Raw genomic sequence first — 23,925 nt, 5'->3', positions numbered from 1 at the left:
CCCTCTAATGAACCACATGTCTAGCGTTCCCGCGGACAACCGGATATCCGTAGTTATTATCGCTCAGGATGATGGCATTCGAATCAAGGCTGCCATTGAATCCTGCAAGCCCTTTGCGGACGATATTGTCGTCGTTGACGGAGGGAGCAAGGACAACACGATTCAGGTCGCTGAATCATTGGGCTGCCGGGTGTTTTCCAACCCGTGGCCTGGCTATGCTAAGCAGCGCATGTTCGGTGTTGATAAGGCACAATTTGACTGGATTTTCCTGATCGACACGGATGAAGTGGTGGATGCAGAGCTGCTTGGCGAGATCTGGAAGGTGAAGGAAACACTTCACGATCCGGCCAAAGCGTATGCTGTGTTCCGGATCGGCGACTTTCTCGGCAAATGGATGAACAAAGGCGAATACCTCGTTCGTCTGTACAACCGGCGTATTTATGGCATTACGAACAGTCTTGTTCATGAAATGCCGGATGTAGCTCCTTCCCAGATTGTTAATCTGGATGGGGTGTTATGGCACTACGGCTTTCGCAGCATCAGTGATCATATGACCCGTTTTAACAAGTATACGGATCTCGAAGCAGAAACGGCATTTAACAAAGGCAAATCCTTTCGGATCACGAGGTTGTTGCTGCGGCCCCCTGCCCGCTTTGTACAGAAATATTTTGTTCAGGGCTTATACCGCAAGGGGCTGGCAGGGTTTGCCGTAGCGGTCTTCTGGGTAATGTATGAGTTTCTTGTCTGCTTCAAGCATTACGAGTTGACCAAGCGGCGAAAAAAGCTGGAGATTGTGGATAACGGACAGACTGAGCAGAAAGGAGAAACAAGCTATGTCGTACAATAACGGATTTCGCATTGCGGCAACGGGTCTTAGCTGGCCGTCCTTGCAGGCAGGCGGTCTAAATACTTATTTCAAGTCCATCTGTGAGCAGCTTGCAACAGAGCACAATACGCTGGATGCATTAATCTGCAGTGACGAGCAGCCGCAGGTACGGGACCGCATCCGGATTCATGCGATTGGAAGCAAGCAGCAATCCATTTGGAAGCGCAAAGAGCTCATGCAAAAATATGCAGCAGAGCTGTTCGACAAGCAACCGGTGGATGTACTTTATTCCCATTTTGCTCCCTACGGTGTCGGACCGGCGCTGGAGGCGAAAAAACGCGGAATTCCGGTAGTTACTACTTTTCACGGCCCGTGGACAGAGGAAATGAAGATTGAAGGGCAAGGCTTCAAGCATCTGCTGAAAACGACAATGGCCAAATCCATTGAAATGAAGGCTTATCGTTTGGCGGACCAATTTATTGTGCTGAGTGAAACCTTTCGGGATATTTTGCACGAGCACTATAAGGTTCCGCTTAGCAAAATCCATATCATTCCCGGTGCGGCGAATGTAGACAGGTTCCATCCGGCAGAGGATCAGGCAGCGGTGCGGAAACGGCTGAATCTGCCGCAGCATGCGACGATTGTGCTGACCGTTCGTCGTCTGGTTAACCGAATGGGATTGTTGCAACTGCTCGAGGCATGGCGACGGGTAACTGAGCGACATCCCGATCACTTGCTGTTGATTGGGGGAAGGGGCCCCCTGATGGAGGAACTGGCCTTCAAGGTGGCGGAATACAATCTTCAAAACCATGTAAGGCTGCTCGGCTATGTATCGGATGAGGAGCTTCCGCTGTATCACCAGGCTTCAAATGTATTCGTTGTGCCGACACAGGCGCTGGAGGGATTTGGCCTGATCACGGTGGAGGCGATGGCATCAGGGCTGCCGGTACTCGCTACTCCTGTGGGCGGCAACAAGGAGATTTTAAGGGGATTCCGACCGGGGCTATTGTTTCAGGGAACAGACAGCGAGGCTATAGCTCAGGGGCTGCTGCGAGTGCTGGATCATCCTGAACTCCTTCCGAATGCAAAGGAGTGCCGGGACCATGTTCTGAGCAAATATACATGGGGACATGTAGCGGAGCAGGTGGAGGATGTATTCCGGCAGGTCCTTGACAGAAAGGCGGCGGCGAAATGATGAGAATAGCTTATATTGACCATACGGCAAGATGGAGCGGCGGCGAGGTTGCTTTGTATAACATTTTGACGAATATCGGGGAGCATATTGACCCGCTCGTCATTTTGGCGGAGGAAGGCGATCTGGCCGAGCGGCTCAGGCAGCGCAATATCGATGTGCGTATTGTTCCGCTGGACGATTCGATTCGCAATCGGGGACGGAACGCAGTTAATCTGGGGGCGCCTGTGGCAGCCTATCAGCTGCTGGCTTATGGCAGAAAACTGGCGCCCTTGCTCCGCGAGGAGAAGGTCGCGTGTGTTCACACCAACTCGCTCAAGTCTGCGCTGTATGGGGCAGTCGCTGCCAAATCGGCAAAGCTGCCGCTAATTTGGCACATCCGTGACCACATCGGCCCGCCTTACCTCAAGCCGATTGTAGCCAAAGGCATCCGGCTGATGTCGCGTTTTTTGCCCAATGGGGTCATTGCCAATTCCAAATCCACGCTGAGTGCGCTGGAGCTGCCCCCGGATAAAAAGACGCTCGTCGTCTACTCCGCCTTTGCAAAAGCGATCACGGCTCGTGATGTGTCTGCAAATGCACGGGATGATGACTCTTTTAACGTCGTACTGGTCGGCAGACTGGCGGAATGGAAGGGACAGCATATTTTACTGGAAGCAGCCCGCTCCTTTTTGCCGGATAAGCGGGTGAAATTCTGGCTGGCCGGAGATGCATTGTTCGGTGAAGAGGAATACAAAAGCCGTTTGGAATCCACGATGAGCGAATATGGATTGGATAACGTCAATCTGCTGGGACACGTCGATGACATTCAAGGCTTGATGCAACGCTGTGATTTGTTGATTCATACTTCTATCACGCCGGAGCCATTCGGCCAGGTTATTATCGAGGGCATGGCCGCTGGCCTGCCGGTGATTGCTTCGAATGAGGGCGGACCCAGGGAAACCGTAGTGCCGGGTGAAACCGGGCTGCTCATTGAACCGGGTGACCCGGCCAAGCTGGAAGCGGCTATACGCTGGATGCTGGAGCATCCGCAGGAGCGTCAGCAAATGGGCGAGAAAGGGATGGAACGGGTCAAAAAGCATTTTGTCATCGAGAACACGGTTAAGGATATAGTTCATTACTATAAGGGATTGTTGGCAGGAGTCTGACCGACATTCTCATTAAAGGATGATTCAGATGAAAATAGCGATAGCACACGATTACTTAATCCAAATGGGCGGGGCAGAAAGAGTGGTAGAGGTATTCCACGATATGTATCCGGAGGCTCCGATCTTCACCACAGTGTTCAGCGACGAACGTCTGTCGAACAACCTGAAGGATGCGGATATTAGATCCACCTGGCTACAAAACCTCCCTGGAGTGAAAGCCAATTTCAAAGGAGTGCTGCCGCTGTATCCCATCGCTATCCGTGATTTTGATTTTAGGGATTTCGACGTTGTGTTAAGCTCCAGCAGCGCATTTATGAAAAGCATCCAGGTACCTAAACACACGTTTCACATTTGTTATTGTCACACACCGATGCGATTTGCCTGGGATTACGATACATATATGGCCCGGCAGTCCAAATCCAACCTGCTCAAAAGCATGCTCAAGCTGTATATGAATCGGTTGAAAACATGGGATGCCAAAACTTCTCGCAACGTAGACCAGTTTGTCGCCAATTCTTCCGTCGTCAAGCGGAGAATTCAGCACTATTACCAACGGGAGGCGGATGTAATTTTCCCTCCTATTAATACATCCCGTTTCGAACGTGCTGCAAACATCGGTGATTATTACCTGATCGTATCGCGATTGGTGTCCTACAAGCGCATCGATCTGGCGATCGAGGCATTCAAACGCAACGGTCTCAAGCTGCGAATTGTCGGCGAAGGACCGGACCGTAAAAGGCTGGAGACCATGGCTTCCCCGAACATTGAGTTCCTTGGCAGGCTTGAGGATAAAGAAGTGAACAAGCTGATGGCCGAATGCCGGGCGCTCGTTTTTCCGGGGGAAGAGGATTTTGGCATTACGCCGCTTGAGGCGAATGCAGCCGGCCGTCCCGTGATCGCTTTTCAGGGCGGCGGAGCGCTGGATACCATTGTCCCTGATGTAAACGGTGTGTTTTTCCGCAAGCATCAAGTGGATGATGTGCTGGACGCAGTCGCCAGGGTTGAGCAGCATGCATGGAATGTGGATGATATCATTGCCCATGCTCACAAGTTTGATGAAAGTACATTCAAAGATCAATTAAAAAAGTATGTAGAGCAAGCCTATGTGAATTTTCTAAAAGGAGGATGAACGTAATGAAGCTGGCTGTAATCGGTACTGGATATGTTGGGCTCGTCTCGGGCGTATGTTTTGCACACAAGGGGAATGAGGTGATTTGTGTCGATTTGGAGCAGTATAAAATCGACATGCTGAACCGGGCCGAATCTCCGATTTATGAACCAGGTATTGAGGAATTGATCTCATTAAATATGGAAGCTGGCCGTTTGGAGTTCACCTCGGATTTGGCCGATGCGGTGCGCCGGTCGGATATCGTGATTTTGGCGGTAGGTACGCCTTCTCTGGCTAACGGTGAGGCGAATCTGTCCTACATTGAGCAGGCGGCTGCCGATGTCGGAAAAGCCATGAACGGGTATAAGATTATTATGACCAAGAGTACCGTACCTGTCGGAACGAACCAAAAAATCAAAGACGTCGTAGCTGCCCATACGAATTTATCCTTCGACATTGTATCAGCTCCGGAATTTCTGAGAGAAGGCTCCGCCATCAACGATACACTTCATCCGGATCGCGTCATTATTGGGCTGGATAATGCCGGGCTGCGTGAAACGATGGTTACACTGCATCAGGTATTCACGGATAAAATCTATGTCACGGATATCCGCAGTGCTGAAATGATCAAATATGCATCCAATGCATTTCTGGCGACCAAAATTTCATTCATTAATGAAATTGCGAACATTTGCGAAAAGGTTGGCGCGGACGTAACCTGCGTAGCTGAGGGGATGGGGATGGACAAGCGGATTGGCTCCTCTTTCCTGCAAGCAGGTATCGGATACGGAGGCTCCTGCTTCCCGAAAGATACGAATGCGCTCATCCAAATTGCGGGCAATGTAGACTATGAGTTTAAATTGTTAAAATCGGTGGTCGAGGTGAACACTGACCAGCGCTTTATGATCGTATCGAAGCTGCGTGAATCGCTGGGTCAGCTGCATGGTGTGCCGATTGGGATTTGGGGCTTGGCCTTCAAACCGAATACAGACGATATTCGTGAAGCACCAGCACTTGAAATTGTAGAAACGCTTATCCAGGCAGGCGCAGTTTTGAAGCTGTATGACCCGATTGCGATGGATAAATTCATGGAGCACGTGAACCACCCGAATATTGTATGGTGCTCCTCCCCGCAGCAAGCCGCCGAAGGCAGCGATGCCGTATGCTTGCTGACGGATTGGGAAGAGTTCAAAAAGGTCGACCTTGTACAGCTGTCTTCCGTTTTGCGTAATCCTGTTCTGATTGACGGTCGTAACGTGTTTACAGAGGAGCAAATTCAGCGCTCCGGGCTGGAATACTACTCTGTCGGCCGTCCGCGGATGAACGGGTGGAATCGGGATAAGGTGGAAGTATAAGCGTGTGAGATTAAAAAGTGACTTTGGCGGTGTTGGAGGCTGCTACGCGTGCAGATTGTTCCTCCGATTGCTGTTATCCCCGGATTTTCTTGATTGTATAAAACATGCAAAGGTTAAAATCCGGGGATAAAGGCAAACGCTGACGCTTCTTCAGAACAATTCTGCCCGCTCCGCTGCTTTCCGCCGTGAAGTCATGATTTTTAACCTCCCACCTTATGGGGTGGGAACAGAAAGGGCGTATCGTAAGGAGCGGCACAGTTGAAGCCGCTCCTTACGGTCAAAACGCCTTGTGGCTGTACCGCGCCACTCCCGAGCGTCTTTACAGGCTAACCGGACTTAATAATGTCCGGTTGTGTCTTTTGCAATAAACGGTATGATCGGCATGATGCATTTTTGAGTAGCGCAGGGATGAATTTGAATCTGGAGAAGCGAAACGGTCGCCTGAAAGCTTTCCAAAGGAAAGCTCGCATCGGAAGCATAAGCTTGGTGGGATTCTTACAACTAATTGTCTTATATAATCCGAAGAATCACGGCAACAGCGATCGTAAGATAAATCTAGTCCGTAGCGGGCTACTCAATCTTGCCCCATCCGATCACCCATACATTATAGAGAGGAAGTGAAGAGTTATGAAGCTCGTACTTTTGTCTGGTGGTTCAGGTAAAAGATTATGGCCTTTGTCCAATGATTCCCGTTCCAAGCAATTTTTAAAGGTACTGGAGAACCCGGAGGGTGCATCGGAATCTATGGTGCAGCGGGTATGGAGGCAATTGGGAGATAACCAATTGTCTGAGTCCTCGTTCATTGCGACAGGGAGAGCGCAGGTCGAAATGATCCAAAGTCAGGTCGGACAGAATACATGCATCATCGTTGAGCCGGAACGTAGAGATACTTTTCCCGCCATTGCACTGACAGCGACTTATCTATATTCGATTGCTAGTGTTTCTCCTGATGAAATTATTGCTATTTTGCCTGTAGACCCTTATGTAGAGGATGCCTTCTTTGCCACAGTCGCCCAGTTGGAGCGCACGCTTCAGGAGAGTGAGGGCAAGCTTGCATTAATTGGGGTTGTTCCTTCCTATCCGTCTGAGAAATATGGTTATATTATTCCGAAAAACGATGTCATCCAAGGCAGCACAGGCTACCGCGAAGTGAGCCATTTTCAAGAGAAACCCGACCGTGAGCATGCGGAGCGCTTGATCGAACGCAATGCTCTATGGAATTGCGGGGTTTTTGCATTCAAATTAAGCTATTTGCTTGATATTTTGACAGCCAAAGGTTTGCCATTGAACTATGAAGAAATGCAAAAGCAATACTCATCTTTAGAAAAAATCAGCTTTGACTACGAAGTAGTTGAGAAGGAGAAGGACATCGTGGTTCTTCCGTATGATGGATTCTGGAAGGACCTCGGTACGTGGAATACGCTCACAGAGGAAATGTCCCGTCAGCAAGTGGGCAGAGGAGTCGTAACAGAGGATTGCGTCAATACAAGTCTCATTAACGAGCTGGACATTCCTGTAGCAATCATCGGGACCAATGATCTCATTGTAGCTGCCAGCCCGGATGGCATTCTTGTGACCAATAAGGCGGAAAGCCCACGCATCAAGGAAGTGCTCAAAGCTCATGATCAGCGTCCGATGTACGAGGAGCGTCGTTGGGGACAGTATCGGGTTGTGGACTATGTAAAATATGACGAGGGCAACGAGGTGCTGACCAAACGAATTCGCGTGCGGAAAGGTAAAAATATCAGTTACCAGCTTCATTTCAAACGGAGTGAAATTTGGACCATTATTAGTGGGGAAGCGGAAATTATTTTGAATGAAAAGCTGCACAAGGTGAAGGCTGGTGATGTCGTGCGCATTCCTGAAGGGACGAAGCACAGCATTTTGGCTGTGACCGACGTGGACTTGATTGAGGTGCAGACGGGATCTGAGCTGGTCGAAGAGGATATTGTACGTTTTTGTATGAATTGGAATGAAATTTCACTTCATCAATTTATTTCATAATTTTTTTCGTGATAATGAAAAAAAGACAGAATAATGAAAATTTATAACTGAAACTGTCGAAAATAGACGGAAATCTGTAAATTCATGAACAATACCTATTAAATTTTGGCAAAAAAAAGTCGATACTTAGGGGTAAGAAGGAATCCAAACTCCTTCCAACGACAAACGCAGCCCTGTCGAAAGGTAGGTACGCAAAGCTAAAGGGCCTTCCAGAAGGATGGCAGCCTGGCTACCGAAAGGAAGAGCACAAAGTGAGATTCAATTTTATTCCTCTGTATCGGCTGATGCGCTATGTAATCCTGATTGTTATGCTTTTTTCTTTGTTGCCTGTCGGTTTTGGTGAATCTCTGTCTGTGGTGAATGCCGCTTCATTGCAACCTGTTAATTCGGATGCTTCTGCCCAGGTCCGTGGACTATACAACTATTTGCTCAGCATCTCTGGAAAAAAAACAGTCACCGGCCAGCATGATTATTTGGAAAGCCCGGATGAATTAAGTAGCAAGGTCCAAAAAATCAGCCAGGCCTATGTCGGCATACACGGCTATGAGATGGGAGCCATCTCTGGCCAATCCGCTGCTGAGGAAGCGGAACAACGAAAAAATGTCGTCGATAGTGCGATCCGTTGGAGCAGAGCTGGCGGAATTGTGACAATGACTTTTCATGAAGCACTGCCGGGCAGTCCGCTGACATGGGCCAATGTGCAGGCCAAAGTAAGTCAGACGGAGTTCAATAAATACGTAACGCCAGGCACTACGCAGTATAATCTCCTCGTAGCCGATCTGGATAAGGTCGCTGAATCGTTAAAGCAGCTTCGTGATGCGGGTGTTCCGGTTTTATGGAGACCATATCACGAAATGAATGGTGACTGGTTCTGGTGGGGGAATAAAGACAATTTCAATCAGCTGTGGAGCATTATGTATGATCGTTTAGCAAACACACACCAATTGAACAATTTGCTGTGGGTATGGAGCCCGAATGCGCCTAATTCGTACACCTTCCCATATACCCCTAAATATCCGGGGGATGACAAGGTGGACATCCTGGCTGTGGACATTTATAACAATGACTTTAAACAAAGTCATTATGACGACCTTCTCGAATTGGCACGGAATAAGCCGATTGCTATTGGAGAACATGGTGAGATGCCAAGCTCCGAGGTGCTGCAGGCTCAGCCCAATTGGGTGTATTCCATGACCTGGGGCAAAATGCTGACCGAGAATAACACAACGGATCAAATTCAGGAATATATGAATGATTCAAGGAGCTTGACGCGTGATGATGTAAAACTAGGGCTGTCAGCCATACAACAGCCTGCGACAGATTCACCTCCCTTGCCGGACAACGGGCAAAGCGCCCCTGCTCCTGTTCCGCCGGTGGTGATTATCCCGCCTCCGGCTCCCCCGTCCGTTCCGGATACGGTTTATGCGAACGGGCTACGGGGTGAATATTTTAACAATATGAATCTGGGCGGTAGTGCTGCTTTGATTCGTCTGGATAGCAAGCTCGACTATAACTGGCGTGCTGCCGCAGCTGATTCGAGCCTGAACGCTGATCAGTTCTCGGTTCGCTGGATCGGTAAAATAAAGCCGCAATATAGTGAGACCTATACATTTACAACGATATCCGATGATGGGATTCGCGTATGGGTAGACGGCAAGCTGATTATTGATAGCTGGTTCAAACAAAGCTGGACAGAACGTAAGGGCAGCATTGCTTTGCAAGCAGGCAAAATGGTGGAACTGAAAGTTGAATATTATGATGATAAAGGCGATGCGATGGCACGTCTGATGTGGGAAAGTCAGCATGAAGGGAAAGCGGTTGTTCCCGGTAACGCTTTGTTTCTTCCTTAACAGATTCTCTTTCCCGGCCATAAATTATGAGGAGAGAGGGTGGATCATATGATGAAAAAAGGTTTGACCCACAGGCATACGGTACTATTATCCGGGCTGTTGGGGGTCGTAGCTGTAGCGCTGATCGCTTGGTTGATGTACACCCCTTCAAAGAGTGCAGAATTGCAGACGGATAAAGTAACGGCTGCCAGTCCAATATGGAAGCTGGGCCAGCGGGATGATTCTGCAGCGGAATTCAAAGGGGTGGTTGGCAGAGATAATATCAATGTTCCTACAGCTTCTACGAATTCGGCTGTTAAAGGAGCCTTGGCGACAATGTCCGTGGCAGAGAATACAACAACCCCGGTATTTCTTAACAGTGGAGATATTCCCCTTGGCTTGAATGCGTCCACAAATCCTGAGCTGTCGCTCCAGTACAAGCTGGATCAGGTTCCTCCCAACGGGGTGATATTCCGTGTGCGGATTTTGGATGCGAGCAAAGCAACTCCACAAATGGCTGTATTTTCAAATCATCAGCTGTCCGGTATCATTCAGATCGCGGGGGTGTCCGGCACGGGCAGTGACTATAATTTCAAAAACAACTACGAGCTGTATATTTCCAAAGAACAACTGCAAAGCGGTGTTAACGTACTCAAGCTAAAGACAGCGCGCTGCCTATACTGCTCCTCTGCAGAAGATAAAAATGTATGGTGGACTTGGGATGACTTGAGCTTGGAGACGTTAGCTTCACCTGCAACCGAACCGATACACGGTAAATATATATTGACCGGAACAAATGTGAACAATAAAGAGTTCTATTATGATCAGGGTGCGGTTAAGCATTTACCATACGTTCTCAAATGGCTGGGAATTGCCTATAGCGGTAACGTCATGAGGGTCACCTGTGCCAGTAATGTGAACAAGGCATGCACAGATGTGGGTGATTACTATCAAACGCTCAAGCAGTATAACATGCAATCGTCTGCCTTGTACTTATATACGGGCGATATCAAGTTGCAAAAAGATGGCTCTTTGCCGGAAACGGCCAGACAAAAATTGCGTGATTATGTAAAAAAATATGGTCCATACCTTCAATATTATGAGGTTGATAACGAACCGGGCTTGTTTAACCGCTCGAAAGCGGTTAACCTGGCTGTTGCCAAGTGGTTGAACACGGAAGGCAAGCAATTGGCACCACATCTTAAGACCGTAGCGCCGGGTTGGGCCTATTGGCCTACGTATTCTACGAAGGCGTGTAAAAATCAAACCGGAGGTACGCTCAAATGCGGCGACCCGGATGGATGGGAACGTGACCCGGCGCAGCGGAAGCAGCTGGAGGATGTTACCGATCTGACCAACGGGCATGCCTACGGCGAATCCTATAACGAAGAGAGCGGAGGCAGCTTCGTTCAAAATCTGAAAACCTTTAGCGGTTCGAGCAACGGACTGGCAAAGAAGATGCTGAACACGGAGTTCGGTACGAACGATACGCATCGCGACAACCCTGATTACGGGGCTAGTCAGCCGCAAGCAGCTGCATTTGATCGGATTATGCGTTCGCAAATCGGGTTTGCGGATATGTTTATCCAGCATGCTGCATTTTATAAGGATTATTCCCTGTTTAAAACCGGCTTTGATCTGCAAAGCCACAATCCGGCCAGCACAGAAATCTATCCGTTCAGCCAAGGGCAGGACAGCCGTGTAAAGATTATGAGACGATTGAGTCTGGCGTATGCCACCCACGGTAAACCGCTGACGTATACGGTGCTAAATCCAGAGGATACCAAGGATAGGCTGGTTTATGTGCGTGCTGTGGATACATCCAAGCTTAAACCGCTGGCAGGAAGCGGTGCGACTTCCAACAAATTGCTGGTAAATTTGGTGAATTTTGAGGATACAACTCAGACCATTCGTGTACGGGTAACGATGCCCAAAGCCGGGTTGTACACCGGTGAGCGTTTTGGAGCAGGCGATACCTACAGCCAGGCACAGCGTTCCATCGCGGGACTCAAGGCTTCGCCAGCCCTGGATTTTGAAGAAAAGCTGGGTCCGGGTGAATCGGTACAGTATATTTTGGAATTAAAGAGTACCGATCAATCCTCAGCTTCAGCCCCTACAGGGGTAAAGGCCGCTTCTGTTCAGGAGGGAGCGGTCAAAATTAGTTGGCTTCAGGCAGAAGGTGTAGCCTCGTATGATGTACTGCGCGCTGACGAGACGAACGGAGCGTATCAGGTGATCGCCTCGCAAGTAGCAGGAAGCACATATACGGATCATACGGTGGAAGCCGGGGGCCACTATGTTTACAAAGTCCGAGCGACCGGAGGCACGGAGGTATCTCAAGCTGCCGAGGTCGCTTAGTCACACCGCGGGGTAGTATAGGACTTTGGTAGGTGACTACCTGTCTGAGACTTGCCAGAGTGGCAAAAAGAACCCATCAGGAAATATAGGACCTGACAGGTTCTTTTTTTATGAGCAAATCGTTCCGATTTGGTATATATTACGTATAATGGACAAAAAAACACGGAAATCCTCTGATGTTCTCGCCATAAGACGACAACATTGCAGGTATGCATTCATATATAATAGTTTTGTTCATAACGATACATACATGGTTAATAAGGAATGTTTTCCGGTGAACAAGAATAAAAAAGCGAGGTTAATGCTGAATGAACAAGGAGACAGAATCAAGGGTGGACAGTCATCTTTTGCGAAACAACACACGGAGAGCAGACAAGCCTGTCATCCACCTAGACATCCGAGACATCTTGTTTCAATGTGGGATCACGATGCCAGAATGGCTAGAGAGTGACACAAACATAACCAAGTACCGGAAGGACAAACACGTGTAAATCCTTTCGACCGCCGGCACTAGACATGAAGCGCCGGCCGCCTTCCTTATTTCATCATTCGTTCCATGCGGACAAACGCGATAAAGCGCTTGGCTTCTTCCTCGGATAATGTGCGCCCATCAATCGTCAGGTTAAAACGCTGTAGAATATCCTCATCAGACAGTTCCAGTTGATCCACAAATTCCTTCACATCTGAATCCAAAATGGTTGTAGGATGGCTCGTGCGTCCCACCAAGTAATCAATGGTTACCCCGAAAATATCTGCCAGCTTGTTCAGGATCTCAAAGTCTGGCTTGCGTCTATTTTTTTCATAGTGAGAAAGAGCCGCCCGCGTAATTCCTAGGGATTGCGCTAGTTCCTCTTGTTTTAATCCCTTATGCTCCCGTAATTCAGCGATGCGGTTTCCATAATTCATTTGATTTCCTCCTGCATGCAAGGTTAAGAAAGGTACAAATTTTCACTTGACAAGATACAATTTGTATCATAAATTAGTAGTGTGAGTTACATAACGTATCTGTATTTCATAGCTTTCACACATATCATCATTTATATACCCTAACAGGCCATCGATGATTAAGTATTTTGTGCTTATTCGCTGGCTAGACTTTCTATGCGCTATTATAGAACATTTTACTATAGATTAGAGGCTCATGCATCGTTCTTTTCCCCGTTATGCAGAGGATCAGTACAAGCGTTATCATACCGAAATCAAGTCAATCATGGGAGGTCTGGTCTTGTGCAGTTAAAAGAATATATTCGTGTGATTCGAAAAAAAATGTGGTTGATAGGGAGTATTGTATTGCTGGTGTGTGCTGTAGCAGGGATCAAAAATGTATACTTCACCCCTCAGGTTTATGAAGCGACCGCCAAGCTGATTATCAACCAGACACCCCGGTCGGATCGTGCAGGTGTTGTGGACTACAGTGTCGTACAAACGAATATAGCCTTAACGAACTCCTACAAACAAATTATGATCTCTTCGGCAATTATGGATCAGGTGGTCGCCAGCTTCCCCGATCTTAAGGTTACCCCATCAGCTCTGGCGCAAAAATTAAGAGTGAACACCGCAGGTGATTCACAGGTCATGGATATAACGGTTCGTGACTTATCGTATACGAAGGCTGTGAAAACCGTCAATGCGGTAGCCAAAATATTTAAGCGGCAAATTCCCTCTATCATGAAAATGGACAATGTCACGATTCTAAGTGAAGCCAGTCTGAATGACCCGGCCATCCCGGTGAACAGCCAACCTGCTGTACAGATGTTTATTGCTTTTGCCACCTCTTTATTGCTGGGGATCGGCTTGGCGTTTTTGCTGGAGGTACTGGATGACACGTTCAAGAATGAAGAGGATATTGAAAAAGAGCTTGGCCTGCCGACGCTGTCTTTAATTACAAAAATGAAAAAAGAAGACAAACGCTCTGACCGCTCCACTATAACTCCTAAACAGGTAGGTGAAGGACAATATGCCGCGATTAATCAATAACCAGCTTGTCACATCCCTGCATGCCCAGTCTTCCGTATCGGAGGAATATCGCATGCTTCGCACAAACATCCAGTTTTCCTCTATCGATGAGCCCATTGAGGTCATGATGGTGGCGTCTGCTCAGGCGGGTGAAGGCAGAACAGTCACGATTAGCAACTTGGCGGTAACCTATGCGCAAGAGGGGAAAAAGGTGCTGGTAATGGATATGGATTTGCGCCGCTCCTCCTTGCATCATATGTTTGGCCTGCGTAATCATACAGGGCTGACCCGGGTGCTTGCCAATCAAGAAACCTGGCAGGATGTAGTTCAGGAAACGGGGATCGAGCAACTCCATGCGATAACAGCCGGACCGAACCCGCCCAATCCGTCAGAAATGCTCAGTTCCCGCAAAATGAAGACGCTGATGGTTGAATTAAAAGAACATTATGATGTGATCCTGATGGATACGCCGCCATTGCTGTCTTTTCCGGATAGCCTTATTATAAGCGCCATGTGTGATGGTGTCATTTTGGTAGTGCAGGCAGGGAAGGTCAAAAAGGATGTCGTTAAGAAAGCGAAGGTCAATCTGGAACGAGTGAAGGCACGCATTTTGGGCGTGGTGCTCAACAATGTGAAGCGATCTAATATCCGCGCCCGGCGCAGGATAGATGAACGCAGTCTGACATGAATCAAAAGAAGGAAATGGAATTATATAAAATTCTTTTAACAATAGATAAATAAAACTTATCAAAAAAAGAGGTCGAGGTGATGAGACATGTCTTCTTCCCGCTCGAATGAGGCTGAAGTTGTGGACGCGTCAGTGGATGCATATTCGGTCGCTTACGGGCTTGAGCGGCGACAAGGACTGGGCCTATATCCGTTTGTGAAGCGCAGCATGGACATTATATTGTCTTTCATCGGCATCATCGTGTTAAGCCCGGTGTTTTTGCTCGTCATTTTGCTGATTAAGCTCGAGGACTCGAAAGGAAGCGCATTATTTTATCAAATTCGGGTCGGTAAAAATGAGTGTCCGTTTCGCATGATCAAATTCCGTTCTATGGTAACGGATGCTGAGGATCAATTGTCAGCATTGCTGCTGGAAAATGAAATCGAAGGTGCGATGTTCAAAATGCGGAACGATCCCCGAATTACCCGTGTCGGCCGCTTTCTCCGCCGAACGAGCATTGACGAGCTGCCGCAGCTGTTCAATGTGCTACGGGGGCAGATGAGCCTGGTTGGACCCAGGCCACCGTTGCCCAGAGAGGTCCATGATTACACAGTGAGGGATAAGCTGCGTCTGACGGTTACGCCGGGCTGTACCGGACTATGGCAGGTCAGCGGCCGCAATCATCTGAGCTTTGACGAGATGGTAGAACTGGATTTGGAATATATATCCAGACGCAGTTTACGCACGGATGTCATGATCATATTTAAAACATTTCGTGTACTGCTAGGCTCCAACGATGCGTATTAAAGTCATTTTAAAAAGGAAGGGCAGGGATAATTATGGATTTTCATTCCAATATATATGTAGCCGGACACAACGGACTGGTAGGCTCTGCTATTGTTCGAGCGCTTGAGGGAGCAGGCTACCAGCATATAATTACCCGCACCAGTCGCGAGCTGGATCTGCGCAACAAGGAAGCCGTAGACCGCTTTTTTGAAACAGAGCCTGTGGATTATGTATTTCTGGCAGCGGCCAAGGTTGGCGGGATTTTGGCGAACAACGAGTATCCTGCGGATTTTATTCGTGACAATCTACTCATTCAAACGAATGTGATTGATGCGGCGTACCGGGCGAATGTAAGCAAGTTGTTGTTCCTTGGCTCCACTTGCATTTATCCCAAATTTGCGCCGCAGCCGCTCAAGGAGGAGTATCTGCTGACCGGTGAGCTTGAACCTACCAATGAGCCCTACGCTATTGCTAAAATCGCCGGTATCAAAATGTGCCAATCCTACAATCGTCAGTATGGAACCCGCTTTATTTCAGTGATGCCGACGAACTTGTATGGGCCGGGAGATAATTTTGATCTCCAGACCTCTCATGTGCTGCCAGCGCTCATCCGCAAATTTCATGAAGCCAAGCTGAATCAAGCTCCAACTGTCGAAGTCTGGGGCTCCGGTACGCCGCGGCGGGAATTTCTTCATTCTGATGATTTGGCGGAAGCCTGTCTGTTCCTGATGAACCACTATGAAGGAAATGAGATTGTGAATATTGGCGTGGGCATAGATATTTCCATCCGCGAGCTGGCCGAACGTGTGAAGGAAGTGGTCGGGTATGAGGGGGAAATCACTTTTAATACATCCGCCCCCGACGGAACGCCGCGCAAATTGGTAGATGTGTCTCGAATTGCTGGTCTGGGCTGGTCGGCACGTATTTCGCTGGATGAGGGATTACAGTCTGTGTATCAGGATTTTCAAGGACTGGATCTGGTAGAACAATAAAAATGGTGGGGGGAATTGAAATGAGAAAAGCGCTGATCACAGGGATTACCGGACAGGATGGGTCTTATCTGGCCGAGTTGCTGCTGTCCAAGGATTACAAGGTGTACGGGGTACGCAGACGCACCAGTACGCCGAATTTTGAGAATGTAGCCCATATCCAAAATGATATCCATTGGCTTTCCGGTGATCTGACCGATCTGGCTTCACTGATTGAGGCTGTCCGTCAATCCGGCCCGGATGAGGTCTACAATCTGGCTGCTCAGTCCTTTGTAGCGGCTTCATGGCCGCAGCCCCTGGCTACAGGACAGATTACAGCGCTATCCGTCACCAATATGCTGGAGGCCGTTCGGATTGCCAAACCGGATGCGCGGTTTTACCAGGCGTCGAGCAGTGAGATGTTCGGTAAGGTGGTGGAGACGCCGCAGACGGAAGCAACACCGTTTTACCCGCGCAGTCCTTATGGCGTCGCCAAGGTGTATGCCCATTGGATTACAGTGAACTACCGTGAAAGCTTTGATATGTTTGCTTGCTCCGGCATTTTGTTTAATCATGAATCGCCCCGCCGGGGCTTGGAATTTGTGACGCGCAAGGTAACGGATGCTGTAGCACGCATCAAGCTGGGGCTGCAGCAGGAGCTGCGCATGGGGAATTTGGATTCACTGCGCGACTGGGGGTTTGCAGGGGATTACGTAAAGGCCATGTGGCTGATGCTACAGCAGGACCGACCGGATGATTACGTTATTTCCACGGGAGAGATGCATTCTGTACGCGAATTGCTGCAAATTGCCTTTTCCTATGTAGGCTTAAATTATGAGGATTACGTTGTTATTGATCCCCAATTTGTTCGGCCGGCAGAGGTAGATTTACTACTCGGCGATTGTGCCAAGGCCAAGGAAAAGCTGGACTGGCGGCTGGAAGTAGGCTTCGAGCAGCTCATTCATATGATGGTGGATGCAGACCTGGAGCGGGTAAAAAGGCAGGCTGCAGTCGAAGCTTCCGTCGTTGTGTAAGACATGGAGGGGCCGCCCGCCTAACCGGGAGGTCTCTTCGTTGTACATGATTTCAGCCTGTACCGACAAATCGGCATGCTGTAAAGCCGTGTCGCAAGGTCATTTTTCAAGATGGAGTAGAACTTATGACATTAGTCAAAAACCACGCCAAACCGCGCAGAAGTTTGCTGGTGAATACATCCTGGCTGTTTGGTGACAAAATGATCCGCATGGTGTTTGGGCTGGCGGTCAGCATCATCATGGCGAGAGTACTGGGACCGGAGGAGCTTGGAAAATGGAATTATGCGGAATCCTTTTTTGGCATGTTCCTGATTTTTACGACCCTTGGCTTTGATTCGATCTTGGTACGGGATCTTGTCAAAGACCCCCAAGATGAGCATGAGCTGTTGGGTACGGCAGTTCTGCTGAAGCTGTCAGGCACGTTGGTAGCTGTTGTATTGTCCTATTCCTTTATTTCGCTGCTCAGACCGGAAGACAGCTCTGTGCGGTTAATTCATCTGATTCTGGCTACGGCCTCGGTTTTTCAATTGTTTGATATCATCGACTACTGGTTTCGCGCACAGATGTTGTCCCGATATACGGTCATTGCCAAAAATACGGCCTTTGTCCTCAGCTCCATCGCTAAAATCATCCTGTTGTTATCCGGTGTTCCGATTTGGATGGTGGCACTGTGTGCTCATGGCGAGTTCCTGCTGGGGAGTCTGCTGCTGCTGAATTTCTTCCGCAAGGAAGGGCAGCGTGTGAACAAGTGGACGTTCCGCCTAACGATAGCCCGGCGGATTATGAATCATAGCTGGCCGCTTATTTTGTCATCCTCTGCCGTATATGTGCAGGCACGAATTGATCAGGTCATTATCGGCGAGCTGCTCGGGAACGCCGCGGTCGGACAATACTCCGTTGCGCTCCGGCTTATCGAAGTGCTGGGCTTTATTCCGGTCGTTATTACGACGGCCTATGCTCCGGTGGTAACTCGTTCCAAACAGAAAGGAAACGACGAATACAGACAGACTTTGTCTAATGTGTACCGGTTGATGTTTATCTGCTTTCTCGCGACCTCGATCCCGTTATTTTTATTATCCCAATGGGTTGTGATTGTGCTCTACGGGAGCGAATTTAGCGAGGCAGGCTCATTGCTGTCCCTGTTTGCGATTCGTCTGTTTTTCACCAATTTCAGTGTTGCCAAGGGCTTGTTTATTACCAATGAAAATCTGTTCAAATACACACTGCTGACCTCGCTCGTGGGTGCGGTCACGAATGTGGCTTTCAATTATGCACTGATCCCGCTGCTCGGTGTGCGCGGGTCGCTTGTAGCGACGATCCTGTCTTTTACGATTTCTGTATTTCTATTGGATTTGCTGTTTAAAGAAGTCAAAGCCAATCTGGGTTGGATGGTGAAGTCGATCCTGACCTTCTGGCGTGTCTATATTCCAGTACCGAAAGTTGGAGAGAGCAATCATGATACCCATTAAACCGTTTGTTCGTCATGAGGAACAGTGCCCGTATTGTGGAGGTAAGGTGCACGGTAGAGAAGTGCTGTGGCAGGGAATCCATGTATGTGTCAGCACTTGTTGTGAGGGTTGCGGACGTGAGTATATCGAGGATATGCGGGTCGGTCATGCCACCTACTCACCTTATCGGGTGGAAATGCCGGGCTATATCCTGACTGGTGATGCGAAGTCGAGAAAATGGCTCGGAGAGCCTTTGCGACAATCGCTAATGAATCCTTCTTATGATTTAGCGGTCGGTATGACCGTACATCAAATGAAGGCTTTCGAGCGTGTCATCATCGTCAACACCATCGATTATTTGTACGGTCATGCTTTGCTCAAGCTGCTCAATGTGCAGCGCGAATACGAACAATCACCGGAACTGGGAATCATCGTTATCGTGCAAAAGCCGCTGGAGTGGCTGGTGCCCGCTTATGTGGCGGAAGTCTGGACGGTTGATGTGCCGTTTAGCAAGGCGCGAAACTTTCATCCTGTACTGCATCATCGAATGATTGAGGAGCTGATGCGATTTGAAGAGGTATACGTCAGCCCGGCGTATTCACATCCCAATCAGTTTGATATTGAGCAGTTTACAGGCACTCCGCGTTATGACGAGGAACGGGAGCCGGAGCCACGCATTACCTTCGTATGGAGGGAAGACCGCTTGTGGAGCGGCAGTCATCATATGGCAAGGCTGGTGCAGAAATTTCCGCAGCTCAAACGCGGGCTGAAGCCGCTGATTTATCATCAGCGCAGCAAAATAACCCGGTTGTTCCGCAGGTTGCGGGAATCCTTTCCCGATTATCGCTTTACAGTTGCCGGACTAGGACGTACCGGGCGCTTCCCGGCATGGATTGCCGACGAGCGTGTCGCGCGTTTCGACCGCGAAAGCGAGCTGCGGGTATGTAGGGTGTATGCAGCCAGCCGATTGATCATCGGCATTCACGGCTCCAATATGCTGCTGCCTTCTGCACATGCCGATATGACGATTGATCTGATGCCCAAGGACCGCTGGGGCAATTATGCACAGGATATTTTATTTCACGAGACCGATCATCGGCTTACGGCCTACAAATACCGCTTTGTGCCGATGGAATCGAGCGTGACGTTGGTGGCGGATATGGCAGCCGCCCAGCTTAAAGGGGCAGACCACTTCCAAATGCAGATGATGGAGGAAAGGCAGCGGCAGGGGGAACATTCCAATTGGAGGGGGGAGGCCGCTTCGGGAAAAGGGTAATCCTGGAGCGACAATCCTGGATGGAGGTCGCTTCGGACGGATTTGATCTTCCGATCGCTGTTGACGAGGGATTCCTTGGATTAATAAGCCCTAGGCGGAATCCCTTGGAGAATATGCTTACGAGGCGAGCTTTCCTTCAGAAAGCTTTGGAGGCGAACGCTGCCGCTTCTCCAGATTCAAATCCTACCCTCCGCTACGTCCCGCCGCCGCCAAAAAGAATTTCCCCCAGCCCATAGGGTGGGGGAAGGGAAGAGCCGTCCGGCGATAGCTGCGCCCTATCGCCGCGAATTTCTCGCCGGGCATACAATGCCGGCGGTAGTAACTCTATGCTGTACAATTGCTTACCGGTTATTGCACCAGCATACAAGGCAGCACAGTCGACGCCTGCGTGCATCGCCCGCGTCACCCGCACAGCGGGGCATTTCATGCCAAAGTTCCCTTTTTAAAAATAGGGTGACTTTATGGACACGGCGGCTAGCAGCGGAGCGGTCCATTTGAATCTGAAGAAGCGTTAGCGTTCGCCTTTGCTACTGAATTTTAACCTTATCGAGGTTTATATAATCCCAAAAATTCAGTGGCAACAGCGATCGGAAGATCAAATGGAACGCGCAGCGGCCTCACCAGCCTTGCCCATAACTCACCCAATATGTAATGGCAGGAGCCTGATTATGATTCGAAAAATATTGTATCTTCGCAACTTTGCCAGCAAGGTAAATGGAGCCTCATACAATCTGCAGGAAGTCGGCTTGGGTAAAGCATTCGTTCGTAAGGGCTACGATTGCGATATTGTCTACTACAACGATCACAAGGAAACCTGTATAGAACATATTTACCGCCATGAAGGCTGCACCTTGCGCATCATCTGGCTTCACGGACTGAAGATCCTGAGCAACAGCATCTATCGGTATGTCCTAAAGCCATCATTTTTGGCTGATTATGACTTGGTCATCTCTACAGAATACAACCAGATGATGACCTATCTGCTGTCCCGCAAATGTCCCGATAAGCTGGTGCTGTATCACGGCCCGTACCGGGATCATACCCATGCGCTGGTTCGCAAGCTGTACGATGTTTTCTTGCTACCGAAGATCACAAAGTCTGTTGGCCGTATCTACGTCAAATCCGATCTTGCCAAACGTTATTTGGAGAATAAAGGCTTTAACAACGTAATTACGATTGGTGTCGGGCTGGATCGCAGCAAGGTGGAGAGAGAATTCAATAGCGATAACAGGGATAGGGACGATATCGGAGAACGCGAAGAAAACGGCGAAATCGCGAATGAGCTGAGACGAGTCGGAGATCGTCCGGTGCTGCTCTACGTCGGCGTACTGGAGGAACGGAGAAACATACGTTTTATGCTGAGCCTGTTCAAAACGGTACTTCAGAAGCATCCTGATTGCCTTTTGTTAATGGTCGGGGATGGACGGAAGGCAGATACAGACCGTTACTGGACCTATGCTCATAAGCTGGGGCTGACGGACAGCATTTTGCATTTTTCAAGGGTCGAGCAGCGCCATCTGTGGCAGATATACGGAGCGGCTGACGTGATGTTGTTTCCGACCCGGTATGACATTTTTGGGATGGTACTGCTGGAAAGCATGCTGTTTCGGGTCCCGATTATCTCTTCAGTGAACGGCGGCTCGGTTACCTTGATGGAGGACGGAGTGAACGGCGTGATGCTGGGAAGCTTTACGGAAGAGGAATGGGCCGGGCGAATATCTGCTTTGCTGGACAATGCTGAGCTGAGGCAAAGCATGGCGGAGCAGGCGTTCCTTACAGTTGAGCGCATGTCATGGGACCGTATTGCAGATGAAATAGTAAGCCATCAGCCGCTAAAGCCCGTTAAATCGGGGCGTCCCGTGCAATCAATGCAGGAAAGAGGGGCAGCTACATGATTGAACAGGTTAGAAGGCAGACCAATTCGCCTGTAGGCAAGATGCTAATCATCCACAACTATTATCAGCAAAGCGGTGGAGAAGACAAGGTTGTCGCGCAAGAGTCGGCTATGTTGCGCTCCAGAGGCATAGAGACAGAGCATTACTATGCGCATAACGACAGCATCCAGAGCAAAGGGCTGGTGAACATGGCCAAGCTGGCAGTGGAAGCAGCATGGTCCCTGCCGGAATTCAAAAAAATTAAACAGCTGCTTTTGCAAACGAAGCCGGATGTGGTGCATGTGCACAATTTTTTTCCGGTCATCTCCCCTTCGGTCTACCATGCCTGTGAATGGCTGGGGATTCCGGTTGTGCAGACGCTGCATAATTACAGGCTGATTTGTCCGGCGGCGACCTTAATGCGGGGGAATGAGGTGTGTGAAAAATGTCTGCACGGCACACTCCTGCACTCCGTTCGTCATGGCTGTTACCGAGGTTCCCGGCTTCAGACGATTCCAGTGGCGGCGATGATCAAATTCAACGAGTTGATCGGTACTTGGCAGCACAAGGTAAGCCGCTACATTGCGCTGACAGAGTTTGCGCGAGATAAATTTGCAGAAAGCGGTATTCCGCTGGAGCGCATCGCCGTCAAGCCAAATTTTGTTCAACATAAAGCAGTGGAAGCCCAGTATGATCCCAATGACCGTTATCTGCTGTTTGTCGGGCGGATTTCCCGGGAAAAAGGTGTGCACAATCTGCTGCAAGCCTGGTCCCGGCTGGAGGATCGGGCGGGCCTGAGACTGGTCATCATTGGGGATGGACCGGAAAAGGCTAAACTGGCTGCTGCTTATCCGCAGGAGGATATCCGGTTTCTTGGCAAGCTGGATGGAGACACCGTGCTGAATTGCATGAGTCGCGCCATGTATGTCATGGTGCCTTCCATTTGGTATGAAGGCTTTCCCATGACGATTGTGGAGTCATATTCCGTTGGAACCCCAGTGCTGTGCAGCCGGATCGGTGCGCTGGAGGAAGTGGTGGAGGATGGGGTGACAGGCTTCCATTTTCAACCTGATGATCTGGACAATATAAAGGCCGTCATTCGCCGCGCGGTAGCCTGTGAACACTATACAGCGATGAGACAGAAGGTGTCGGAAATATATACTGCACGCTATACGGAAGAAGTAAATATGAAGCAGTTAATGGCAATCTATAGAGAGGTAATGGAGGAGCGCGATTATGAAGCAGCCGCCCCGGTTTAAAGTCGGAAGGATTGCGGACACGGAAATTGCCGCACTGACGTTTGAGGAGACCATGCACACGGTGGAGCAATGGGCAGCCGGGCGTAAAAATAGCTATGTATGTATCTGCAACACGCATTCGATTGTCACGGCGGGGAATCAGCCTGAGTTCCGCGAAGCGCTCGCTTGTGCAGATTTATGTACACCGGATGGTATGCCGCTGGTATGGGCGCTCAAGCTGTACGGATTTGAGCGTCAGGATCGGGTGGACGGTCCCACCCTGATGCTCAAGCTGTGCGAACGTGCGCCACAGACGGAGGTGAGCGTATATTTTTACGGCAGTACGCCGGATACGCTGGATAGGCTTCAGGAAAGGGTCGGACAGGATTACCCTGGAATCCGCATTGCGGGCAGCTTTTCACCGCCATTTCGGGAGCTTCAGCCGGATGAGGAGGAGCGGATCATTCATGAAATCAATGCGTCAGGTGCGCATATCATATTCGTCAGCCTGGGCTGCCCGAAGCAGGAAATATGGATGCATCGCAACAAAGATCGTGTCCGTGGCGTGATGATCGGGGTAGGGGCCGCCTTTGACTATATAACCGGAAAGGTTCGCCGCCCGCCATTAATGATACAAAAGTTAGGACTAGAGTGGCTGTACCGTCTGATCTGTGAGCCGAAGCGCTTATGGAAGAGATATGCCTACAACAATCCGGTATATATATACCGCTTTCTCAAATCCTATCGACAAAATAAACGGCTCACACTCTATCATAATCAGTTTACCGGGAGAGAAGCAGAGAAGTGAGACCAGGCAAAAGCATGTTGCAATCGAGACAGCTATGCAAAAGGGGGAAT

General features: G+C 49.3%; 20 protein-coding genes and 1 riboswitch. Of the genes, 18 read left to right on the top strand and 2 right to left on the bottom strand.

The window, feature by feature from the left end:
• Positions 1 to 7 precede the first annotated feature (7 nt).
• The 8 genes from JO375_RS22795 (at position 8) to JO375_RS22760 (ending at position 11,820) form a co-directional block, all read left to right on the top strand.
• Positions 8 to 847: a glycosyltransferase family 2 protein gene (locus JO375_RS22795; RefSeq protein ID WP_229526600.1), complete on the top strand. Its 840-nt coding sequence runs from the start codon at positions 8 to 10 to the stop codon at positions 845 to 847.
• Positions 834 to 2,021 (top strand): glycosyltransferase family 4 protein, encoded by a 1,188-nt coding sequence (locus JO375_RS22790; RefSeq protein WP_229526599.1) that lies wholly within the window; start codon positions 834 to 836, stop codon positions 2,019 to 2,021. Before JO375_RS22795 ends, JO375_RS22790 begins: the two co-directional genes overlap by 14 nt.
• Complete coding sequence (locus JO375_RS22785) at positions 2,018 to 3,166, top strand: glycosyltransferase family 4 protein (RefSeq protein ID WP_229526598.1); 1,149 nt, start codon at positions 2,018 to 2,020, stop codon at positions 3,164 to 3,166. Before JO375_RS22790 ends, JO375_RS22785 begins: the two co-directional genes overlap by 4 nt.
• Before the next feature lie 28 nt (positions 3,167 to 3,194).
• The gene (locus tag JO375_RS22780) at positions 3,195 to 4,295 is read left to right on the top strand and encodes a glycosyltransferase (RefSeq protein ID WP_229526597.1); all 1,101 of its coding nucleotides are present in this window, start codon (positions 3,195 to 3,197) and stop codon (positions 4,293 to 4,295) included.
• 5 nt (positions 4,296 to 4,300) lie between these two features.
• Positions 4,301 to 5,629 (top strand): UDP-glucose dehydrogenase family protein, encoded by a 1,329-nt coding sequence (locus tag JO375_RS22775; protein WP_229526596.1) that lies wholly within the window; start codon positions 4,301 to 4,303, stop codon positions 5,627 to 5,629.
• A gap of 627 nt (positions 5,630 to 6,256) precedes the next feature.
• Positions 6,257 to 7,633, top strand: coding sequence for a sugar phosphate nucleotidyltransferase (locus tag JO375_RS22770; RefSeq protein WP_229526595.1), 1,377 nt, complete (start codon positions 6,257 to 6,259; stop codon positions 7,631 to 7,633).
• Positions 7,634 to 7,789: 156 nt separating this feature from the next.
• Positions 7,790 to 7,870: riboswitch (cyclic di-GMP riboswitch) on the top strand.
• A gap of 14 nt (positions 7,871 to 7,884) precedes the next feature.
• Positions 7,885 to 9,483, top strand: a complete 1,599-nt coding sequence (locus tag JO375_RS22765; protein WP_229526594.1) for a glycosyl hydrolase — start codon at positions 7,885 to 7,887, stop codon at positions 9,481 to 9,483.
• Between the two features lie 48 nt (positions 9,484 to 9,531).
• Positions 9,532 to 11,820, top strand: coding sequence for a hypothetical protein (locus JO375_RS22760; protein ID WP_229526593.1), 2,289 nt, complete (start codon positions 9,532 to 9,534; stop codon positions 11,818 to 11,820).
• 537 nt (positions 11,821 to 12,357) lie between these two features.
• Here the strand turns inward: JO375_RS22760 and JO375_RS22755 are convergent.
• Positions 12,358 to 12,726 (bottom strand): helix-turn-helix domain-containing protein, encoded by a 369-nt coding sequence (locus JO375_RS22755; RefSeq protein WP_229526592.1) that lies wholly within the window; start codon positions 12,724 to 12,726, stop codon positions 12,358 to 12,360.
• A 321-nt stretch (positions 12,727 to 13,047) separates the two neighbouring features.
• Here JO375_RS22755 and JO375_RS22750 point away from each other — a divergent pair, with 321 nt between their 5' ends.
• From JO375_RS22750 to JO375_RS22720, 7 genes are all read left to right on the top strand, one after another.
• Positions 13,048 to 13,797 (top strand): YveK family protein, encoded by a 750-nt coding sequence (locus JO375_RS22750; RefSeq protein WP_229526591.1) that lies wholly within the window; start codon positions 13,048 to 13,050, stop codon positions 13,795 to 13,797.
• On the top strand, positions 13,778 to 14,464 hold the full coding sequence (locus tag JO375_RS22745) for a CpsD/CapB family tyrosine-protein kinase (RefSeq protein ID WP_229526590.1): 687 nt from the start codon (positions 13,778 to 13,780) through the stop codon (positions 14,462 to 14,464). Before JO375_RS22750 ends, JO375_RS22745 begins: the two co-directional genes overlap by 20 nt.
• A gap of 87 nt (positions 14,465 to 14,551) precedes the next feature.
• Positions 14,552 to 15,250: a sugar transferase gene (locus tag JO375_RS22740; RefSeq protein ID WP_229526589.1), complete on the top strand. Its 699-nt coding sequence runs from the start codon at positions 14,552 to 14,554 to the stop codon at positions 15,248 to 15,250.
• A gap of 32 nt (positions 15,251 to 15,282) precedes the next feature.
• Positions 15,283 to 16,221, top strand: a complete 939-nt coding sequence (gene fcl / locus JO375_RS22735; protein WP_229526588.1) for a GDP-L-fucose synthase — start codon at positions 15,283 to 15,285, stop codon at positions 16,219 to 16,221.
• 20 nt (positions 16,222 to 16,241) lie between these two features.
• On the top strand, positions 16,242 to 17,231 hold the full coding sequence (gene gmd / locus JO375_RS22730) for a GDP-mannose 4,6-dehydratase (protein WP_229526587.1): 990 nt from the start codon (positions 16,242 to 16,244) through the stop codon (positions 17,229 to 17,231).
• 125 nt (positions 17,232 to 17,356) lie between these two features.
• Positions 17,357 to 18,700: a flippase gene (locus tag JO375_RS22725; protein WP_229526586.1), complete on the top strand. Its 1,344-nt coding sequence runs from the start codon at positions 17,357 to 17,359 to the stop codon at positions 18,698 to 18,700.
• The gene (locus tag JO375_RS22720) at positions 18,687 to 19,955 is read left to right on the top strand and encodes a hypothetical protein (protein WP_229526585.1); all 1,269 of its coding nucleotides are present in this window, start codon (positions 18,687 to 18,689) and stop codon (positions 19,953 to 19,955) included. Before JO375_RS22725 ends, JO375_RS22720 begins: the two co-directional genes overlap by 14 nt.
• 193 nt (positions 19,956 to 20,148) lie before the next feature.
• Here the strand turns inward: JO375_RS22720 and JO375_RS22715 are convergent, their stop codons facing one another.
• Entirely contained in the window at positions 20,149 to 20,382 is a 234-nt protein-coding gene (locus tag JO375_RS22715) for a hypothetical protein (RefSeq protein WP_229526584.1), read from the bottom strand.
• A 241-nt stretch (positions 20,383 to 20,623) separates the two neighbouring features.
• On the opposite strand from JO375_RS22715, the gene JO375_RS22710 reads away from it, so the two are divergent.
• Genes JO375_RS22710 through JO375_RS22700 form a run of 3 tightly spaced genes read left to right on the top strand, consistent with a single transcriptional unit; the run spans position 20,624 to position 23,875 of the window.
• Entirely contained in the window at positions 20,624 to 21,850 is a 1,227-nt protein-coding gene (locus tag JO375_RS22710; protein ID WP_229526583.1) for a glycosyltransferase family 4 protein, read from the top strand.
• A complete protein-coding gene (locus tag JO375_RS22705) occupies positions 21,847 to 23,088 on the top strand; it encodes a glycosyltransferase family 4 protein (RefSeq protein WP_229526582.1) in 1,242 nt (413 codons plus the stop codon). The genes JO375_RS22710 and JO375_RS22705 overlap by 4 nt, the downstream gene beginning before the upstream one ends.
• Entirely contained in the window at positions 23,066 to 23,875 is an 810-nt protein-coding gene (locus JO375_RS22700; RefSeq protein ID WP_229526581.1) for a WecB/TagA/CpsF family glycosyltransferase, read from the top strand. The genes JO375_RS22705 and JO375_RS22700 overlap by 23 nt, the downstream gene beginning before the upstream one ends.
• Positions 23,876 to 23,925: the final 50 nt, after the last annotated feature.

This window comes from Paenibacillus farraposensis, assembly GCF_020736845.1.
Taxonomy (GTDB): domain Bacteria; phylum Bacillota; class Bacilli; order Paenibacillales; family Paenibacillaceae; genus Paenibacillus; species Paenibacillus farraposensis.
The sequence above is the reverse complement of the archived record's forward strand: the minus strand, read 5'-3'. Positions and strand labels throughout refer to the sequence as shown.

What these genes read in the sequence shown, in the direction of transcription:
- JO375_RS22780 (WP_229526597.1), top strand. Translation starts at nt 3,195, where the DNA reads ATGAAAATAGCGATAGCACACGATTACTTAATCCAAATGGGCGGGGCA.
- JO375_RS22720 (WP_229526585.1), top strand. Translation starts at nt 18,687, where the DNA reads ATGATACCCATTAAACCGTTTGTTCGTCATGAGGAACAGTGCCCGTAT.
- JO375_RS22755 (WP_229526592.1), bottom strand. Translation starts at nt 12,726, where the DNA reads ATGAATTATGGAAACCGCATCGCTGAATTACGGGAGCATAAGGGATTA.
- JO375_RS22775 (WP_229526596.1), top strand. Translation starts at nt 4,301, where the DNA reads ATGAAGCTGGCTGTAATCGGTACTGGATATGTTGGGCTCGTCTCGGGC.
- JO375_RS22700 (WP_229526581.1), top strand. Translation starts at nt 23,066, where the DNA reads ATGAAGCAGCCGCCCCGGTTTAAAGTCGGAAGGATTGCGGACACGGAA.
- JO375_RS22795 (WP_229526600.1), top strand. Translation starts at nt 8, where the DNA reads ATGAACCACATGTCTAGCGTTCCCGCGGACAACCGGATATCCGTAGTT.
- JO375_RS22745 (WP_229526590.1), top strand. Translation starts at nt 13,778, where the DNA reads ATGCCGCGATTAATCAATAACCAGCTTGTCACATCCCTGCATGCCCAG.
- JO375_RS22760 (WP_229526593.1), top strand. Translation starts at nt 9,532, where the DNA reads ATGATGAAAAAAGGTTTGACCCACAGGCATACGGTACTATTATCCGGG.
- JO375_RS22710 (WP_229526583.1), top strand. Translation starts at nt 20,624, where the DNA reads ATGATTCGAAAAATATTGTATCTTCGCAACTTTGCCAGCAAGGTAAAT.
- JO375_RS22715 (WP_229526584.1), bottom strand. Translation starts at nt 20,382, where the DNA reads ATGAAATGCCCCGCTGTGCGGGTGACGCGGGCGATGCACGCAGGCGTC.
- gmd (WP_229526587.1), top strand. Translation starts at nt 16,242, where the DNA reads ATGAGAAAAGCGCTGATCACAGGGATTACCGGACAGGATGGGTCTTAT.
- JO375_RS22725 (WP_229526586.1), top strand. Translation starts at nt 17,357, where the DNA reads ATGACATTAGTCAAAAACCACGCCAAACCGCGCAGAAGTTTGCTGGTG.
- JO375_RS22740 (WP_229526589.1), top strand. Translation starts at nt 14,552, where the DNA reads ATGTCTTCTTCCCGCTCGAATGAGGCTGAAGTTGTGGACGCGTCAGTG.
- JO375_RS22770 (WP_229526595.1), top strand. Translation starts at nt 6,257, where the DNA reads ATGAAGCTCGTACTTTTGTCTGGTGGTTCAGGTAAAAGATTATGGCCT.
- JO375_RS22785 (WP_229526598.1), top strand. Translation starts at nt 2,018, where the DNA reads ATGATGAGAATAGCTTATATTGACCATACGGCAAGATGGAGCGGCGGC.
- fcl (WP_229526588.1), top strand. Translation starts at nt 15,283, where the DNA reads ATGGATTTTCATTCCAATATATATGTAGCCGGACACAACGGACTGGTA.
- JO375_RS22705 (WP_229526582.1), top strand. Translation starts at nt 21,847, where the DNA reads ATGATTGAACAGGTTAGAAGGCAGACCAATTCGCCTGTAGGCAAGATG.
- JO375_RS22790 (WP_229526599.1), top strand. Translation starts at nt 834, where the DNA reads ATGTCGTACAATAACGGATTTCGCATTGCGGCAACGGGTCTTAGCTGG.